We start from the raw sequence: 17,477 nt of genomic DNA, 5'->3' as shown, positions 1-17,477 counted from the left end.
TTCGAAATGCGGGGTATTGGAAGGAGAATCATGATGACAACGCAAGCGTATATCCAATACATTCAAGCAACGTATCCAGAATGGACCATCACTTCCGCCTACTTTAACGAAATGGGCCAAAACAATGATGTGCTCATCGTCAATGACGCGTACGTGTTTCGCTTCCCGAAATATACCGCCGGAATCGAGCAACTGAAGGTCGAAACGAACATTTTACGTACGGTAAAACCATATCTCTCCCTGCCGATTCCGGCTCCAATCTATTTGTCCTTTGCCGAGGAAATACCTGGGCGGGTGTTTGCCGGATATCCGCTACTCGAAGGTGAGCCACTTACTCGAGAAGCTTTTCAAGCAGCCTCTCGTCAAAATTCCGTACCGACTGTCGCTGCCCAGCTGGCACAATTTCTTCATGAACTGCACCAGCTACCCGTCTCTTCCTTGCTCCCGGAGCTTATCCCTGGCCATTTTGACATGGCCAAGCAGTTGACTGAGCTGTATGAACAGATTGTATCGCAATTGTTCCCAGCCATGCGTGAGCAAGCGAAAAAGGAAGTAGCAGAGCGGTTTGAAGCATACCTGACTGACCCCGCCCACTTTGATTTTCAGCCTTGCCTGACTCACGGAGATTTCGGCACAGGGAATATCTTGTACTCCCCGGCAAAACAACGCATCACAGGCATCATCGACTTTGGCGGCTCGGGTGTGGGCGATCCGGCATACGACCTCGCAGGACTCTGCGCAAGCTACGGGGAACCGTTTTTGCAGCATTTCACTCCGGTGTACCCCCAGCTTGAGCAGGTGATGACAAGGATGCGATTTTACCGCAGTACTTTTGCTTTGGAAGAAGCGCTGTTTGGTCTGGAAAACGACGATGAGGCAGCGTACCAAGCTGGCATGCGTGACTACCTCTAGCCTTTTACGGCACCTTGTGTGAGCCCTTCCACCAAGTACTTTTGGCAAAAGGCAAACAGCAGCATCGTCGGGATGACTGACAGCACCGTAGCTGCCGACATCGCTCCCCACTCGATGTCGTACTTTTTGATGAAGGCATTCATCGCGACGGGAATCGTTTTGACCGACTCTTCATCAATGAACAGAACTGCCATAATCAGCTCGTTCCAGCATTGCACAAAGGCGAAAATAAACGTGGCCGCAATTCCGGGGAGCATGATCGGCACGATGACGCGAAACAGGGCGCTCAACCGGGAACAGCCGTCCATCATCGCTGCTTCCTCCAAGGCGTTGGGTATCCGTTGGAAAAAGCCAGACATGATGATCGTACAAAATGGAATTAGCATGACCGTGTAGATGAGCATCAACGAAAACAGGCTGTTTAAGATGTGCATCTTGGACATCATCATGTACAACGGCGCCATGCCAATGAACATCGGGATCATTTGGGTGACGAGAAATCCGAACATCACCTGCCGCTTCCCTTTAAACGAAAAGCGGGCCAACACGTAGCCGCCGAGCATCGAGATGAACACGACCATAGCCGAAGCGACCAAGGAAACGAGAAAGCTGTTCCAGATATATACCTGAAAGTGGGAAATCTGAAAAATCTCCAAGTAGTTGATCAGTGTCACCTGTTCCGGCCAATATTGAATCGGGAGCGAAAAGATTTCCTTTTGACCTTTGAGCGACGTAATGATAATCCAATACAGCGGGAAAATCGCGAATGCAAGAAACAAGGTCAATACAATCGCTCTGACAGTCCTCCACCCTAGATGTTCACGGTGCATCAGAAGTCCCCTCCCTTCTCTACTTTGGTCGCTTTCACGTAAAAGATCGTGAATAACATCAAAATCAGCACGATGATGACACCCACTGCCGAGGCTTGCCCGTAGTCTTGTCCAAAGATGACTTTATCGATCATGTAGGTAGCGAATATATGCGTGGAGCCTGCTGGAGCTCCATTCGTCATCGCGTAAATAATGTCCGGGAAGTTGAGAATCCAGATGACCCGCAACAGGATCGTCACCAGCATCGTGGGCATGATATACGGCAGCGTCACTCTCCAAAACTGCTGAATCCGTCCCGCTCCGTCCATCGCCGCCGCTTCGTACAGCTCCTCTGGGATCGATTGCAACGCAGCCAGAATCATGATGGCAAAAAACGCGACGCCATACCAAATATTCGCGATAATGACAGCAGCCATCGCCCAAGTGCCATCCGCCAAAAAGGAGATCGGCGCATCGATCAGACCTGTTTTCAAGAGCAAATCGTTAATGACGCCAAACTGAGCATTGAACATCCACCGCCAAATCAACCCAATCAGAAAGCCGGACATCGCCCACGGGAAAAAGACAAATGCCTGGTAAATCCCTCTCCCGCGAAATTTTTTGCGCATCAAGAGCGCCAGCATGAAGCCAAACAGCAATTGAAAAACGAGCGAGAAAAACACCCAGTAAAAGCTGTTCATGGCAACTCGCGGGAAGTCTGGGCTTGTCAGAACGTTCACGAAGTTGTCCAGCCCGATGAACTGAATATTCATCAAGTCAAAGAGCGTGTAGTTCTGAAAAGACATGATGATTCCACGCGCGAGTGGATAATACGTAAAGACCGAAACAAACAAAAGGGCGGGCAATAGGCACAAAAATATAAAGCGACCTTCTTTGGATATCTGGAACGATTTCTTCCCTTCCGGCACAACCTGCTTCGTCGTCATGACGATGGGTTTTTGTGTGTCCAAGCTACCATCCCCCCACGTCTACTTTCGCTCGGCTTTTTCTTTCATCCAGTATTGATCCCATTTTTTCAATAGGTCCTCTGCGGTGAGCTGATCGAGCAAAAAGCTTTGAATATCTTTATCCGCCGTGCTTTGCCAAGCTCCCCAGCCTTTGTAATCCACAGGACGTGAAACATCGAGGAATTTCGTTGGCTGCTGGCTCATCTCAATAAACGGCTGGAAGTAACCTGACTTGTAAAACTCATCTTCTGCCGCGCTTTTCACGACGGGAATCGTGGAAGTCTTTTTCGCAAAATGAGTGCTCTGTTCAGGATCAGAGAGGAATTCAATCAGCTTCCACGCCTCTTCCTTGTGCTTCGAGTACGAAGCCATCCCCCAGCCTGGTCCACCGACTACTTGTTGCGCGACACCTGAAGGACCAAACGGAATCGGAGCGGTCGCCCACGTCCCTTCCTGCATCTTCTCTTTGGCTCCATCGATAACGTCAGGGTCTTGAATCAGCATGGCAGTCGAACCCGCTACAAAGCCCTGTACCATCTCCTGAAAGCCCCAGCTCACCGAATCTTTTGGTGAGGCTTCCTTGTAAAGCTGTTTGTAATACTGCATCGCTTCCAGTGATTGCGGCGTGGAGAAGAGCGTGCGTCCATCCTTCATGAAAAAGGCTGAGTCAGGGTCAACCTCTGTCCCGTTATAGGCCCACATGGTGATCAACGCGTAATCCCACCCGGTCGCACCTCCCCGGAAGCTGTACCCGTAGCGGTTTTTGGCCGGGTCCGTCAACTTTTTAGCTGCGACCAAGAGCTCATCCCACGTCTTCGGCACCTCGATCCCTGCTTCCTTAAACCAATCCGTCCGATAATACAAGACGCGCTGGTACAGTCCATTCGGAATGTAATAAGGAGTTTTGTCCACCCAGGTGGCTCGACGTTTGGCGACATCGGTCAGTTGATCGTAATTTTGCCATTTGTCTGTGTAGGGCTTCAAATTTTCAATAAAGCCGTTCATCGAAAACTGCTTGGCATTGAATTCGCGAACCTCTAGTACGTCCAGCTCTTCTTTTGCCATCAGCATCTGTGTGATCTTCTGATCCGCTCCTTCAAATGGAGGTGAAATCAGATCGACTTTGATCCCCGGATTCTTCGCTTCAAACTGGGCTAGCATTTCTTTTAACAGCACAGTTCGTTGTGGGCTAGTAATGCTCTCGACCATTTTTAGCGTGACGCCATTCGCACCTGACGACGCTGCTGAGTCTGGAGTGGCCGCTGGCTGACTACAGCCTACAAGCAATGCTGTCGCAATCGTTAATTGGAGCGCCACAGAAATCCAGGAACGAAATCCCATACACGAACCCCCTCATGATCTTTTTGTAAGACAGTTCGTATTATATTAAATATTCTGAATTATGAGTTTTAATATTTTTACCAGTTTTTTCGTTTTCTTTACTCTTTTTTCAGTGAGGCTTTCCCGACACTATTTATTTGACTAACTGGGTCAAATAAGTTAGCATTTTATATGCTACAGCATGTAAACGAAGGAGTTTGGATTTTCTATGGAATTATTCAATCTGACTGGATTTCTTCTTCACCGTACAGATATGAAAATGACGAACTATTTTAAGAAGAGGTTAAAACAATTTGAGATCACGCCAGAGCAATGGGGAATTCTTAGTGTAATGGATGGAGAAAGAGCGATAACACAAAAGGATCTTTCGGATGCTATTGACCGCGATCAAACCACAGTCGTCAGAATGATTTACTCGCTTGAAAAAAAGGGAATCGTCATTCGCACTTTAAATGACGCGGATAAACGCTCTCATAACTTGTTGCTGAGTGACAAAGGGATGGAGCTAAAATCAAAGCTTCTACCCGTCGTTACCGAAGCGCATATCCATGTAACGCAAAACCTTACCGATGTAGAGATTGCGGAATTGCATGCATTGCTCGACAAACTATATCAAGTAGTAAAAGATGAATAAATGGAGAGGCAGATACTTTCTCCATTAAATACATGCTATAGCATACATTTAGTTTAATACGGAATAACGAAAGTGAGGAAGCCGTCATGATCCTAATCGTTTTGCAAGTCATTGTTGCGATCTTCTTTATGTTTACAGGTACAAAAATTATTTCCGGTAAAATGGCGAATGAGTTTGATCGATTTGGACTCCCTCCCATCTTTAACTTCTTAACTGGCTTTATTGAAATCATCAGTTCCATTGGCTTGATTGTTGGAATATGGTTTTCGATCGCTGCATTACTATCAGGATTACTTTTAGGCGTGACCATGTTGGTAGCTGCCTTCATCCTACTTGTGATTGCTAGAGATCCTTTTCCAAAAGCAATACCGGCGCTCGTTCTTTGCTTTCTGTCCTTTTTAATCTCGACGTATCATTTTTAGTCTAGGCAGGGGAATACCAACCAAACTGAGGATACAGTCATAACAGCGGCGAGTCCAAGACTTTATTACCATGTCTTAGCTCGCCGCTGCTTCATTTATTGAGTCAGTCTAGACCTACTCGCTCCTACAAAGCATCCTCAGCCCCATGAGGACCGCCCATGCATGCTGCTGTTTTTTGAAAAAGAAGTGCAGCGGTTGACCGTTTTGTACGTCGATCAGCGTATCGTGGCTGCTGGCCCGTAACTCGTACTCCATACCAGCTACCTCTGCAACAGGAGCATCGTCTCGAAGGAAGAGTCGCAATCTTCCGCCTTCCCCTGACGTGTACGTCCCGACGAGCTTCTCTAGCTCTTCTCTCGTTGGCGAATAAAGCGGGGCTTCGTCTTCTTTATATGCAAGCGGTAAACCAAGGGCAGCATTCACAGCAGCCAGCCATACGCCCTGGATCGGCACGTTTTCCAGGTTAGAAAGAACAGTGACGACTAGACCTTTTTCTGGTACAAACCCGAAGTTCGACGACACCCCTGGCTGACCGCCCCCATGCTCAACTAGCGTTATTCCTGCATAATTGGGCGTTGTTTTGAGCGCATATCCGTACCAGGCGTCTTTTGTCAGTCGATGAACCGGCTGCCACATGGCTCTAAGCGAGGCTCCATCTGCTACCTGCTTCTCTTTATAGCGACCGGCATTGATATAGAGCTGACCGTATTTCAGCAAATCAACGACATTGGAGCGGATGCCTCCCCCCACTTCATAGTTGCCGAGCGTGGGCCACGGCACTTTTTTTAGTTGTTGCTCCTCCCCTTTGACATAAGGGACGGAGACATCGGAAAAGAGAGCGACTTCTTCCAGGTTATAGGTCGAGCGGTTCATTTCGAGCGGCGCTAGCAGGCGTTCTGTTACATAGGTACGGTAGCGCTGCCCAGTGACACGCTCGATAATAGCTCCTAGCAGGAGAAACATGTCGTTACTGTAACTGATATACTCACCCGGCACACCAAGGGGAGCAAAATGGACTTCGTTCAAATAGGCAATATGCTCGGGCAGTCTCGTCAGTTCTTCACGGCGCAGCAGCGGTGGAACACCTGAAGTGTGGGAGAGCAAATGGTGAATCGTGATTTTGTCAGTATGTATGTCCCCCTTTACTTGTAAATCAGGCAAATAGCTGCGAATTGAGTCGTCAACAGACAGCTGGCCTTCTGCTACGAGCTGCATGATGGCAGCAGCCGTAAACGATTTGGTAACCGAAGCAATGCCGAAAATGGTCTCGGGTGTTACTGACTGATTCGTCCCCAGATCGGTGACACCAAAGCCTTTTTGATAGATGGTCTCACCATCCCGGGAGATGCCAATGGAGAGCCCCGGCACCTTTTCCTTCTCCATGAACTGCTGCACAAATGCTTCCAGAGCTGAAACGCTTGCGTAGTCCATTCCATTCCCCTACCTTTGGCTATAGATTCTAGCTAGCAAAAAGAGTGTTCCAAAAGCCATTCAACATGCCTTAGGAACACTCCTTTTCTACGTAATCTCATATTTTTTCATTTTATTGTACAACGTGCCCCGGGAAATCCCCAGCAGCTTGGCTGCCTTTGTGTAGTTGTAGCGGCTGTCGTTCAATGCTTCCACGATTTGCGTACGTTCATCATCTAGCGGCGTGGGCTGCAAAAGCCGTTTGCTGTCTTCCGTTGTCCCTGTTGACTCCTGGATCATATCCGGTATATGCCATGGGAAGATTCGGTCATCCTCCGAAAAGACGACAGCATGCTCGATCGCATTTTTCAGCTCACGGACATTTCCTGGCCAATCGTACAGTCGCAGTGCGTCCATCGTGTCGGGCATCAAGCGATATGCAAATGATCCGTGCCTCTGTGCGCCCAAAAAGTGTTCCGCCATCGGGACGATGTCTTCTTTTCGCTCGCGCAGTGGTGGGACTTTTAGTTCTATCGAATTCAACCGGTAATAGAGATCCAAACGGAATTGTCCGGCGTCAGCCATTCTTTTCAGGTCCTTATTGCTAGCAGCGACGATCCGAATGTCTAAAGGACGAGCTTTGTATTCTCCGATGCGGGTCACTTGCTTCTCCTGCAATACACGCAGCAGCATCGCCTGAATGGGTAATGGGAGCTCCGCGATTTCATCCAGGAACAAGGTGCCCCCGTCCGCAACTTCAAACAGCCCCACTTTCCCTTCCTTCAAGCCGCCCGTAAACGTCCCCGGCGCATAGCCAAACAATTCGCTCGCGACCAGATCATGGGCAAAAGCGGCGCAGTTTACCGCAACAAAAGGCTTATGTCTTCGCAAGCTATGGTCGTGAATGTACTGGGATAGCACTTCTTTCCCCGTTCCGCTTTCCCCAATTAAGAGCACAGACATATCACGCCCAGCTACCTTGTCCAATTTTTGCAGCAACCCAAGCCATTGAGGTGACTCTCCCACCATTTCTTTCGCAGTTCCCTTGATAGGCAGTCCACGGTTTTGGGATGGATTGTCGGCAATTTCAACGATTTTCGCAGAACGCGCAGGTTGGCGGCGCATTTGAATAAGCGCACCGATCATCCGATTTTTGTAGTACACGAGCTGAAGTCTGCCTGTAGCAGGATCGGGAGAAAAAGGCAAAGGCCGCTCAGCCGGAACGATTGTGGATAACAAGGAAAGGTCGGATTGCTCCTGACAGGATTGGAAGAAGCGCTGCCAGTCGAGTCTGTTGCACCACTCCTGCTGGTCGCTCGTAGTCGGATCATTGCTCCGTACGATCTGCCCTTCCAAATCAATGGCCACCAGTAAATCGTTGGTAATGGACAGCTCTTTTTCTAAAAACGTATTTTCGAGATACAGTCGATGAATTTGAAGCTGATTGAAAATCTCCATCTCCATGCTTTTCGCAACCGTTTGCGTTAAAACCAAGGCATGGGCAGGAAAGTCTTCTGCAAAGCTCGTCAAATCCAATACGCCAATCACCTGTTTCGTGATCGGATGAAAAATTGGCACACCCGCGCAGGAAATGTTTTGCCAGCTCTCACAAAAGTGTTGTGCATCATGGATGACGACTGGCTGCCCCGCCACGAGGGTGGTGCCGAACGCGGTCGTTCCGCATAGCTCTTCGCTCCACACTCCGCCTGGAACTGCATTGAAGCTGGTTAACAACTCCATCAATTGGTGGTCGGCATTGACATGGAGTAATCTCGCTTTATGATCTGCTAACATGATGGAGTATTTTGTATGAATGAAAGATTGGATCTTTGGAATAATCGATTGATATGCATGGTATAACAAGCTGGATTCCTGTAGCATGTGGACATCCATTTGGTTGAGTACTTCAGGCGTTTTTCGCAAATTCGGATCGATTTTATAGGACAGGCTCCTGCTCCACGACTCTGAAATACTGACGGGAACATCAGCCTTCACTTGTCCGGCAGAGAGAAACGTATCTCTGGCATTCATCCGATTTTTGTACATAGCCTACCCTCCCATCTAGTTATCTCTCCTTCTTTTATTATACCTCTATGTCGGGCTGTAGTGGTGGGGAGAAAAAAGAAGAAAACGCTCAAGTTCTTGGGCTACCTGCTACGGGGTCATCCCTGCCCAGCTCCATGGAAAAAAAGAAACCCGCGTCCAAAGTCGCGCATCTACGAAGCATCTCAGAGGTGGACGCTACAGGCAGGTTTCCTTTTTTCCATTGCGCTTCGGTTGGTATCCCAAAGACTTTCGCTAATTTCTTCTTTTTTCTCTTACCAGCTTGGGTCGTTTTACTCACTTAAAAGATTATTGCTCAGATTAAGCTTAGGAAGATACTTCGATGCAAAGCTTGCGAGATCATTGCATCCTCTCATGAATAAACGAACAAAGACTTTGACAAAAGCTGCGTAGAAGAAGCGCATTTCCAGTCCAAGCGCCTCTGGAGCCCAACCCAGCTCCGGAATAAATGGCGGGGAATTTCAGCTTTTATCACATACAAAAACGTTGGAACGTTTTCTGGTTTGAAGCGCTCCCGCCATTTATTCCGGAGTGGGCAGTCAATCCCCCTTGCGGGGCGGAGGCCGAAGCGTAGACTGGAAATGCGCTTCTTCCCCCCACTACAGCTACTCAAACAAAAAACAAATCCCTTCGGTCTTTTGAACCGAGGGGATTTGACATTTCATGATTAAAACGGAAACGGACGAGTTTCCTTCTGAACGGATACCCAGCGCGGAGACGTAAACTCATGCAGAGACCAGTCGCTGCCATGGCGTCCCAAGCCGGATGATTTTTCTCCACCAAATGGTACGTTCGGCTCGGTGTTGATGCTTTGATCGTTGATATGCATCATACCTGTTTCGATTTGCAGAGCCACTTCTACGCCATGCTCCAAATCGCGTGTAAACAAAGATCCGCTCAAGCCAAAATCTGTTTCGTTTGCCATGCGGATTGCTTCCTCTTCGCTATCCACCGGCAAAATATTGGCAACAGGACCGAAAACTTCATTCTTAGCTGTCGCCATATCATTCGTGACATCTGCCAGAATCACCGGCTCCATCAATGTGCCATTTACTTCACCGCGTTTGATGACACGCGCACCTTCCGCGATTGCTTGATCGACCAAGCCTTGAATTTTATCCACTTGTCTTTCGTTAATAAGCGGACCGACAAAGGTATTCGGGTCTGCTGGATTGCCCGCTTGGATGACGGAAGCTTTTTTCGCGAAAGCGTCAATAAATTGATTATAGATTTTGCGATGAACGATAATGCGGTTCAACGCCATGCAAACTTGTCCTTGGTGGAGGAATTTACCGAAGACAGCCGCACTTGCTGCTTGCTCGACATCTGCATCTTCCAGGACAATCATCACGTTGTTTCCGCCTAATTCCAAAGAAGCTTTCTTCAAGTTTCTGCCACAGATTTCGCCGATTCGACGACCAGCAGCGGAAGAGCCTGTGAAGGAAATGACTTTTGGAATCGGATTTTCGATCATGGCATCGCCGATTTCTGCAATATCTGCAACGACTACGTTAAACAAGCCTTTTGGCAGTCCAACTTCTTCAAGCAGCTTCGCAATGACCAATCCACCAGAGATGTATGTTTGCAGATCCGGCTTGACTACAACGCCGTTACCAGTAGCCAGAGCAGGGATGATGGCACGGATAGACAAGTACAGTGGGAAGTTAAACGGGCTGATTACACCTACTACTCCAACTGGCAGATGGTAGACGCGGTTTTCTTTGCCCGGAATGAAGGAAGGCAAGATTTCGCCTTTCATCCGTAATGGCAAGGAAGCATATTCCTTGATATCGCCGACCACAAAATCAACTTCCGCGTTTGCTTTTGCAAATGTGCTGCCTGTCTCGGAGACTAAAATATTCACGAGCAGCTCACGTTTTTTTTCTACCACTTCTGCGATTTTGTGAATGATGCCAGAACGAACGTACGCATTCGTTTTTGCCCACTCTTTTTGTGCTGCTTTTGCAGATTGGTACGCCTGCTCTACATCTTCAACCGTAGCAAGCTTGATGCTCACCAGCTCCGATTGATCGTATGGGTTGCGGTTGGTATAGCTATTCTGGCTCTTGCCTTCTCGCCATTCGCCATCCATGAATTGTTTTGTGTACTCGTTGAAAATGTTGCTCATATGAAGTGTCCTCCTAGCTTAGTCCATCTTGATGATTGCTTTGATTGTTTTACCGCTATGAGAATCGGCTACCGCTTGGTTGATTTCATCGAAACGATAGAATTTTACCAGCTTGTCCATCGGGAATTTTCCTTGCTTGTACAAATTGATCAACTGCGGAATGAAAATGCGCGGTACGCAAGCCCCTTCTACTACGCCAGTAATCGTTTTATTGAGCAAGAGCAAGTCGTTCGTATCGATTTTCTCATCGGTTCCGAGTGGTGGTGCCCCGATTTGCGCTACGACTCCGCAGAATGTGAGTGCATCGACAGCTTGACGCAATACGCCTGGTCGACCAGCAGTTTCTGCTGCATAGTTTACGCCGCCATTGGTAATTTTCTTGATCTCTTCTACCGGATCAACGTTTCGCGCATTAATGACATGGGTCGCACCCAGTTCTTTTGCCAGCTCAAGACGGTTTTCATGTACATCGACCGCAATGATCGTGCCGCAGCCGATTGCATTCGCAGCCATGATCGCGCTAAGCCCAACCGCTCCTGCACCAAACACGGCAATGCTTGATCCTGCCTCTGGCTTCAGCCTGTTAATGACCGTACCACTACCTGTTTGAATACCGCAGCCAAGTGGTCCCAAAAGAGCCAAATCTACATCTTTATCTACTTTCACCAGATTGCGCTCGTTTACAATCGTGTACGTTCCGAAGGAGGACTGACCGAAAAAGTTGGACAACCCTTTCTCTTCGCAGTGATGTCTTTTTGTCCCATCTTCCATATTGCCAAGGAAATTCAGCTCGAAAAATCTTTCACATACATACGGGCGTCCACTCAAGCAATAGTGGCATTTTCCGCAATGGGCAAAACCGAGCACCACATGATCGCCTGGCTGTACATAAGTAACACCCTCGCCTACCTTTTCAACTACTCCCGCACCTTCATGGCCCAGAACGGCAGGAAGCGGAACAGGATATTCTTGATCACGCGCAATCATATCTGTGTGGCAAATTCCAGAAGCTACGACGCGAATCAGAACTTCTCCGCTCTTAGGTTCATCGAGTTGAATCGTTTCAATACGAAATTCTTCACCTTTTGAGTGAGTAACAGCAGCTTTCATTTGCATAAAATATCCCTCCGGTGATTTCTTCGCACCACTCGATCATTTTTCGAGGATTAACCTACCAGATTCATTTATGATTTCGTAAAGACACATGAATATAACACCTTGCTGTAGGAAATGAAGAAAAATCCAATCGAGTGTTGTGCGTCGAGAGTAAAGTATTAGTTTCTCTTCTCCGAGGATTATTCCAATAGCAATTTTCATGCCAAATATATTTTTCAACTGAAAATGAACGTAATCCTGACTCTATCCGTACTTTTTCTACGCGTACATTTGTCGATTGCCTTTGAACGAATTGAACAAATTGTCTAGCTCACGTTGAACAAATTGTTCAACGTAAGACAAAAAACAAAGGCATCGCCCTCTTGTTTGCAAGAACGGGCAATGCCTTTTAATTTCTCTTGGTATTTCTAGCTGGGAGAAACCGTTATTTTATTTTACTTTCCCCCATTCTACCTCTTCCCATTCAAATGAATAGGCCAACACATCGATACATGAATCATGCGCGCATAATACCCAATGCTTTATTCTAGGGGACGTAAAACCAAATCCTTCTTTTACTGTTGACTCAACAACTTCGTAAAATCCTGGATTTGGGCAAACGTCAGTTTTATCCCATTCATCACGAAAAGACAGTCTCCCATCATAGTACTGATCGAGCATGCTGAAATCATATCGCTCGTAACCCTCTATTTTGCCGTACATCGTAAAAAGACAAATCGGCTGGAAAGTAATTTTGATGATAGCACTGCCCGCCTTATTGTATTCGTCGTCTGGGATGTCCTCCCCATATTGCTCTTGCAGCTTAGACAAGACTTTATCGTAGCGCTTTTTATTATATCCACACATCACTTCCACGCTTACTTCCCGCTCCTCATAACCAGTAAAACCGACGAAATCATGTGAGGGGCTGATCATCCAGGGAACTTCGACAGGTACAACTTTCATTTTACTCATCGACTTACCCCCGCTTCAAAGAACACCCTTTGATCAAATGTAATTCCAAGATAGCTGTACTTTATATTCACTCTGTCTATTGCTTCATGATGAATAAGACTAAGCCCATAAATTTCATCGTTTTTCGTAGCAGTACCCTCATCCATTTTTTTAAAATAAACAGAAGGAGATGTGCCAGCTTTTATCGCTACATCCTCTATATTCTGAAATCCATACGGTTTGGAGCCCGGATTATCAAAATCATCCGTTATGATGAACCCTTGTAATGCATTACTAACCTGCACTTTTGTTTTTGATGGTTTTTCATCGTTATTCACTGAGACATCTATGATTTTCACTTCACCAAAGCCCTTATTACCCATTCCCACAACAACAGATTTATGATCTTTGCTTGAAGCAAGGGTACCAATATCCAATGACAGATTAGCTTTTACAAGGGAATAAAAACCTCCCACCAATATTGCTATAAGTAGTATAGATATCCACCGTTTTTTCTTCAATTTCCCCATCCTTACTCGTTGTTTTTCCAGTGCTATTGAAAACCTTGTTTTGGTAAATTCTATAAAAAACAGCCAATATCCTGCACATAAGGCAGAAGTATCGGCTGTCAGTGCCCTTACGAATTATGATTGAATAAACGCCATCAGCTTCTTATTAAAGTCATCCGCCTGACATATCGGCAAGCCGTGTCCACTGTTATCAAACGGAAACAGCTTCGACCCTTTGATTTGTTGCTGGGTGAGCTCGGCGCTTTTAAATGGAATCAATTGATCGTGAATCCCATGGAAGATTCCGGTTGGCACACGGATTTGACTCAAGTCATTGATGACATTCTCTTTCGATGCTGCTTGCATGATTTTGATGAGCGCATAGGAAGCGGAGTCCAGCCCCATTTTGACAAACCACTGGAGCGTAGCAGTCCCTAAATTTCGATTGAAAAACTGCAAAGAAACCGTGTTTAATAACTCAGGTAAATTGGCGTACATCTGACTGATCAGCCCATCCGCTTGCTCCTTCGGGACGCCGTATGGAGAACCCGGCATTTTCACAAAGGAAGGAGAAACCGCATCCACTAACGCTAGCTTGGAAATATGGCGCCCCTCATAACGAGACATATACCGAATCGAAATGGCTCCACCCACTGAAAAACCTAGCAAGACGGCATCCCTTATCTTTAATGCTTCCAAAACGACATAGATGTCATCTGCTAAGCGATCATACGTATAGCCGCTCCACGGTTTGTCCGATTGGCCGTTGCCGCGTATGTCCATAGCAACACAGCGGAACCCGTGCTGGGGAAGTACGTTGAATTGGTAGGAATACATGTTATGGTTGAGCGGCCAGCCGTGAACGAAAAAAATCGTTTTGCTATTCGGGCCAGGATTGAGGTCTTCAACGAAAACCGTGACACCCTTTTCGACTTCAATGTACATAACCCTACCTCCTGTTTCACACCATGCACCTCTTTACACTCAAGGTATGTCACCAGTTGTAGGGTTATGTTACTACTCTCCTATGTCCTGACTCGGATACGCATGAACGATGCGTCCTTTTCGTCCCGTAGTCGTGACTGCTTGCGAAAGAGAATGGTAGATGGCTTCCTCTGTCGCTTCTGCCGCAGCAGCAAACAGTTCGTTCATGATCGGGTGATCCTCGCGTAATTGCACACGCGTTTCCGTAACGGCTGTTGTCTGATGTGGGATTTTTTGCGCTGTGGAAAAAGCGATAACGATGTCGCCACTCCCATGCCCAAAATGGCTCCCCGTTCGTCCCAAGCCGATTCCTGCACGCTTTGCTACCCGAAGCAGTTGTCGATCACTGAGCGGCGCATCTGTCGCCAGTACGATGATGATGGAGCCATCCTCGGACTTTTCTACTGCGTTTTCATTGCTTTTACAGCTTGTGAACAGATTTGTTCCCAAGAAATCATTCTTGTTGCCAAAGTTGCTGAGTACCAAAGCCCCCAATGTATAGGCCTGCTCCTCAGCCACAACGATACGAGAAGACGAACCGATACCACCTTTATAGCCAAAGGCAATCATCCCCGTCCCTGCCCCGACAGCTCCTTCTTCTACGGCATGGTCCGTTGCGTTCAGAATCGCTTCTCTAGCATCTTCCGGGCGCACGACACAGCGGCGAATGGAATTGAGATGACCATCGTTGCATTCGCCCACGACAATGTTGATCGTCCCGGTCGTGTCCCCGATCTCTTCGTTCGTATCCAGCATGTATTGCAGAGTCCCATGTGTAACCGCAGGAACGGAAAACGTATTCGTGAGCATGATCGGCGATTCCAATACCCCCAGCTCATTTACTTGCACGAGTCCCGTCGTTTTGCCGAAGCCATTGATCACATAGCTGGCTGCGGTTACCTTTTCGCGAAACAAGCTACCGCCATGGGGCAAAATAGCTGTCACTCCTGTGCAGGCATAGTCGTCGTTGTCCAGCTCATGCTGGATCGTCACATGTCCCACTCGGACTCCAGCTACATCCGTAATGTCATTTTTCTCACCAACCGGAAGCCTACCGATTGTCGCACCGAGCTGCCGAATTTTTTTCGTCATGCATTCCATTCCTTTCGTAAGGCTGTGCCGATCGTTACATGGGACAATTACGCAGAAAGTTCTCATAGGCAAACCCGCGCACTTCTTCTTCCTTATAATGCTTGAGCAACTCGTTGATCAGATTTTGGCTCTGACCCGCATGCTCCAAGCCCACGACCTTTGCGGTAATGCCGTCGAAGTCAGAGCCGAGCCCGATATGACGCACGCCACCGAGTGAACAAAAATGATCGATATGCTTGATCAGATCATCTATCGTGGTTGGTGTCGTTTCATTGATAAACTGAGTGCAGTAGACGACGTGTACATTTGCACCTTTGGCAAATAACGCTTTTGCCTGTTCATCCGTCAGATTGCGTGGATGGTCGCAGATCGCTCGTGCATTTGAATGACTCGCGATCGGGTATGTAGCAAGCTCAATCGTATCCCAGAAGCTACCCTCTCCTAGATGCGAGACGTCCGTCAACATTTTATGCTCATTGTGGAACTGAATGATTTCCTTGCCAAAGGTCGTCAGTCCGGCATTCCTCGGTTCCAGCGCACCATCCGCAGCGAGATTCGCGAAGTTCCAGGTGAGGCCCACAGAGCGAACCCCTAACTGATACAAAATGTGCAGCTTCTTCAAATCGTTGCCGATTGGCTCTACACCTTCCAACGTCAGCAATGCTCCGATCTCACCCTCTTGCAAATGGTCGAGATCGCTCCAATCACGAATTTGTTTCATTTCTGGATGTTTTCCGAGCACCTCTGTATAAAAGTAATGAATTTGATCCAAAGCTTTTTGAAAACGTTGCTCCGTGGACAATTCAGGTGATGTCCAGATCGCATAGCACTGCAGCTTTACCCCGCCATCGTGTAGCCGTTTTCTGTTGACGTCCAGCTCGTCCGCATCCGTAAAGGACAGAGCCCCATTTTTCTCCCAAATTTTCAGAAGTGCATCACAGTGCAAATCGATAATCGGCATCTTGGTCATCTTTATCCACCCCTTGTGCTAATTTCCTTTGAGAACACTACCTATTCTGTTAATTTTAAGGTAATGTATTTTGGAGAGCGAATCCAATAAATTATTGCTATGAGTCACTTAAGAAAACATTATCGAGGCATGTCCGAGGAGGAGCAGCCGCGTTTTTGCGGAAAGTTTAAACATGGTCGCTTTTACACTGTGAAGCACGTAAACTTTTCTACACGATTTAAAAATTCACATAATGGAGCCACTACTCATGAATATGGAGCAAATTGAAGCATTCATCTTTGTCGCCCTGACCGGGAGCTTCAGCAAAACGGCTGATTTGCTCTATCTGTCACAGCCCACGGTCAGCATGCGGATCAAGGCACTCGAAACGACTATGGGCTGTAAGCTGTTTCAACGTACGGGTCATACGATTTCTCTTACAAAGGAAGGCGATCTGTTTCTTCCCTATGCGAAAAACATCATGCACATGCTACAAGAGGGACAGCAAGCGATTCAGCGATCGCAAGGCGATGTAGAGGGAGAATTGACCATCTCCTCCGTTTTTGTCTCCGCCTTTTACATTTTGCCTGATCTCGTCCAGCAATTCCAACAGCTGTACCCTAAAATCAAGCTGACGATCCTCACCGGACATTCCCATCAGGTGCTCGATATGGTTCTGAACCACGAGGTGTCATTCGGAATTGCTCGTGCCGTTACCCATCCACAGATTAACCGGATTCAACTGATGCCGGATGACATGGTCTTAGCGATTTATCCCGACCATCCTTTCTCTTTCCGCCATCAGGTCTCCATTGAAGAAGTCGCACGTGAACGACTGATCTTGTTCAATCGTGGCTCGCTCGACTGGAAGCTGATCAACAATGCGTTCAGCCATTTTCAGCTACAAAACAATGTCGTCATGGAGGCTGACAACATCGAGGTCGTGAAGCGGATGGTTAAACAACGGCTGGGCATCGCCTTTTTGCCTCGCTTTGCCATCTCTAAAGACTTGAGCGAAGGCGAGCTGCAGGAAGTAGACGTCCTGAATCTGCCGCAAATCAACCGGAACTTCGAGCTGATTTACCTCAAGGATACACCTGTTCACGGGATTATGCGTACGTTTATCGATTTTTTGATGCAGAGCAAAGCCTTGCAGCAGTAGGTTAGCCGCCACATTCTATTCATTCAGATCCCCTGGAGGTGATT

Annotated in this window: 16 protein-coding genes; 4 read left to right on the top strand and 12 right to left on the bottom strand. The window is 47.5% G+C overall.

Features of this window, described 5'->3' with window-relative positions:
* Positions 1-33: 33 nt before the first annotated feature.
* Positions 34-912 (top strand): phosphotransferase family protein, encoded by an 879-nt coding sequence (locus ACM6JA_RS19330; RefSeq protein WP_414853641.1) that lies wholly within the window; start codon positions 34-36, stop codon positions 910-912.
* Here the strand turns inward: ACM6JA_RS19330 and ACM6JA_RS19325 are convergent.
* The 3 genes from ACM6JA_RS19325 to ACM6JA_RS19315 are packed head-to-tail and all read right to left on the bottom strand — an operon-like array spanning position 909 to position 4,030.
* Positions 909-1,742, bottom strand: coding sequence for a carbohydrate ABC transporter permease (locus ACM6JA_RS19325; protein WP_414853640.1), 834 nt, complete (start codon positions 1,740-1,742; stop codon positions 909-911). The two genes, ACM6JA_RS19330 and ACM6JA_RS19325, sit on opposite strands and share 4 nt — an antisense overlap.
* On the bottom strand, positions 1,742-2,692 hold the full coding sequence (locus ACM6JA_RS19320) for a carbohydrate ABC transporter permease (RefSeq protein WP_414853639.1): 951 nt from the start codon (positions 2,690-2,692) through the stop codon (positions 1,742-1,744). Before ACM6JA_RS19320 ends, ACM6JA_RS19325 begins: the two co-directional genes overlap by 1 nt.
* An 18-nt stretch (positions 2,693-2,710) precedes the next feature.
* A complete protein-coding gene (locus tag ACM6JA_RS19315) occupies positions 2,711-4,030 on the bottom strand; it encodes an ABC transporter substrate-binding protein (protein ID WP_414853638.1) in 1,320 nt (439 codons plus the stop codon).
* Positions 4,031-4,238: 208 nt separating this feature from the next.
* Between ACM6JA_RS19315 and ACM6JA_RS19310 the strand changes: the two genes are divergently transcribed.
* Entirely contained in the window at positions 4,239-4,664 is a 426-nt protein-coding gene (locus ACM6JA_RS19310) for a MarR family winged helix-turn-helix transcriptional regulator (RefSeq protein ID WP_414853637.1), read from the top strand.
* A gap of 86 nt (positions 4,665-4,750) precedes the next feature.
* Complete coding sequence (locus tag ACM6JA_RS19305; RefSeq protein ID WP_414853636.1) at positions 4,751-5,086, top strand: DoxX family protein; 336 nt, start codon at positions 4,751-4,753, stop codon at positions 5,084-5,086.
* Positions 5,087-5,200: 114 nt separating this feature from the next.
* On the opposite strand, the gene ACM6JA_RS19300 is transcribed toward ACM6JA_RS19305, so the two are convergent.
* The 9 genes from ACM6JA_RS19300 to ACM6JA_RS19260 all read right to left on the bottom strand — a co-directional run bounded on the left by ACM6JA_RS19300 (position 5,201) and on the right by ACM6JA_RS19260 (position 16,292).
* A complete protein-coding gene (locus ACM6JA_RS19300) occupies positions 5,201-6,517 on the bottom strand; it encodes a serine hydrolase domain-containing protein (protein ID WP_414853635.1) in 1,317 nt (438 codons plus the stop codon).
* Positions 6,518-6,604: 87 nt separating this feature from the next.
* A complete protein-coding gene (locus ACM6JA_RS19295) occupies positions 6,605-8,542 on the bottom strand; it encodes a sigma-54-dependent Fis family transcriptional regulator (RefSeq protein WP_414853634.1) in 1,938 nt (645 codons plus the stop codon).
* 685 nt (positions 8,543-9,227) lie between these two features.
* The gene (locus tag ACM6JA_RS19290; protein WP_414853633.1) at positions 9,228-10,688 is read right to left on the bottom strand and encodes an aldehyde dehydrogenase family protein; all 1,461 of its coding nucleotides are present in this window, start codon (positions 10,686-10,688) and stop codon (positions 9,228-9,230) included.
* An 18-nt stretch (positions 10,689-10,706) separates the two neighbouring features.
* Positions 10,707-11,804: an NAD(P)-dependent alcohol dehydrogenase gene (locus ACM6JA_RS19285; protein ID WP_414853632.1), complete on the bottom strand. Its 1,098-nt coding sequence runs from the start codon at positions 11,802-11,804 to the stop codon at positions 10,707-10,709.
* A 429-nt stretch (positions 11,805-12,233) separates the two neighbouring features.
* Positions 12,234-12,758 (bottom strand): hypothetical protein, encoded by a 525-nt coding sequence (locus tag ACM6JA_RS19280; RefSeq protein ID WP_414853631.1) that lies wholly within the window; start codon positions 12,756-12,758, stop codon positions 12,234-12,236.
* Entirely contained in the window at positions 12,755-13,267 is a 513-nt protein-coding gene (locus ACM6JA_RS19275) for a hypothetical protein (protein ID WP_414853630.1), read from the bottom strand. The genes ACM6JA_RS19280 and ACM6JA_RS19275 overlap by 4 nt, the downstream gene beginning before the upstream one ends.
* A gap of 114 nt (positions 13,268-13,381) precedes the next feature.
* Positions 13,382-14,191, bottom strand: coding sequence for an alpha/beta fold hydrolase (locus tag ACM6JA_RS19270; RefSeq protein WP_414853629.1), 810 nt, complete (start codon positions 14,189-14,191; stop codon positions 13,382-13,384).
* A gap of 72 nt (positions 14,192-14,263) precedes the next feature.
* Positions 14,264-15,322 (bottom strand): P1 family peptidase, encoded by a 1,059-nt coding sequence (locus ACM6JA_RS19265; RefSeq protein WP_414853628.1) that lies wholly within the window; start codon positions 15,320-15,322, stop codon positions 14,264-14,266.
* Between the two features lie 34 nt (positions 15,323-15,356).
* The gene (locus ACM6JA_RS19260) at positions 15,357-16,292 is read right to left on the bottom strand and encodes a dipeptidase (RefSeq protein WP_414853627.1); all 936 of its coding nucleotides are present in this window, start codon (positions 16,290-16,292) and stop codon (positions 15,357-15,359) included.
* 247 nt (positions 16,293-16,539) lie between these two features.
* Between ACM6JA_RS19260 and ACM6JA_RS19255 the strand changes: the two genes are divergently transcribed.
* The gene (locus ACM6JA_RS19255) at positions 16,540-17,433 is read left to right on the top strand and encodes a LysR substrate-binding domain-containing protein (RefSeq protein WP_414853626.1); all 894 of its coding nucleotides are present in this window, start codon (positions 16,540-16,542) and stop codon (positions 17,431-17,433) included.
* Positions 17,434-17,477: the final 44 nt, after the last annotated feature.

It is taken from the genome of Brevibacillus sp. IT-7CA2, assembly GCF_949767855.1.
Taxonomy (GTDB): Bacteria; Bacillota; Bacilli; order Brevibacillales; family Brevibacillaceae; genus Brevibacillus.
The sequence above is the reverse complement of the archived record's forward strand: the minus strand, read 5'-3'. Positions and strand labels throughout refer to the sequence as shown.

What these genes read in the sequence shown, in the direction of transcription:
- ACM6JA_RS19330 (WP_414853641.1), top strand. Translation starts at nt 34, where the DNA reads ATGACAACGCAAGCGTATATCCAATACATTCAAGCAACGTATCCAGAA.
- ACM6JA_RS19325 (WP_414853640.1), bottom strand. Translation starts at nt 1,742, where the DNA reads ATGCACCGTGAACATCTAGGGTGGAGGACTGTCAGAGCGATTGTATTG.
- ACM6JA_RS19315 (WP_414853638.1), bottom strand. Translation starts at nt 4,030, where the DNA reads ATGGGATTTCGTTCCTGGATTTCTGTGGCGCTCCAATTAACGATTGCG.
- ACM6JA_RS19310 (WP_414853637.1), top strand. Translation starts at nt 4,239, where the DNA reads ATGGAATTATTCAATCTGACTGGATTTCTTCTTCACCGTACAGATATG.
- ACM6JA_RS19305 (WP_414853636.1), top strand. Translation starts at nt 4,751, where the DNA reads ATGATCCTAATCGTTTTGCAAGTCATTGTTGCGATCTTCTTTATGTTT.
- ACM6JA_RS19300 (WP_414853635.1), bottom strand. Translation starts at nt 6,517, where the DNA reads ATGGACTACGCAAGCGTTTCAGCTCTGGAAGCATTTGTGCAGCAGTTC.
- ACM6JA_RS19295 (WP_414853634.1), bottom strand. Translation starts at nt 8,542, where the DNA reads ATGTACAAAAATCGGATGAATGCCAGAGATACGTTTCTCTCTGCCGGA.
- ACM6JA_RS19290 (WP_414853633.1), bottom strand. Translation starts at nt 10,688, where the DNA reads ATGAGCAACATTTTCAACGAGTACACAAAACAATTCATGGATGGCGAA.
- ACM6JA_RS19285 (WP_414853632.1), bottom strand. Translation starts at nt 11,804, where the DNA reads ATGCAAATGAAAGCTGCTGTTACTCACTCAAAAGGTGAAGAATTTCGT.
- ACM6JA_RS19280 (WP_414853631.1), bottom strand. Translation starts at nt 12,758, where the DNA reads ATGAGTAAAATGAAAGTTGTACCTGTCGAAGTTCCCTGGATGATCAGC.
- ACM6JA_RS19275 (WP_414853630.1), bottom strand. Translation starts at nt 13,267, where the DNA reads ATGGGGAAATTGAAGAAAAAACGGTGGATATCTATACTACTTATAGCA.
- ACM6JA_RS19270 (WP_414853629.1), bottom strand. Translation starts at nt 14,191, where the DNA reads ATGTACATTGAAGTCGAAAAGGGTGTCACGGTTTTCGTTGAAGACCTC.
- ACM6JA_RS19265 (WP_414853628.1), bottom strand. Translation starts at nt 15,322, where the DNA reads ATGACGAAAAAAATTCGGCAGCTCGGTGCGACAATCGGTAGGCTTCCG.
- ACM6JA_RS19260 (WP_414853627.1), bottom strand. Translation starts at nt 16,292, where the DNA reads ATGACCAAGATGCCGATTATCGATTTGCACTGTGATGCACTTCTGAAA.
- ACM6JA_RS19255 (WP_414853626.1), top strand. Translation starts at nt 16,540, where the DNA reads ATGAATATGGAGCAAATTGAAGCATTCATCTTTGTCGCCCTGACCGGG.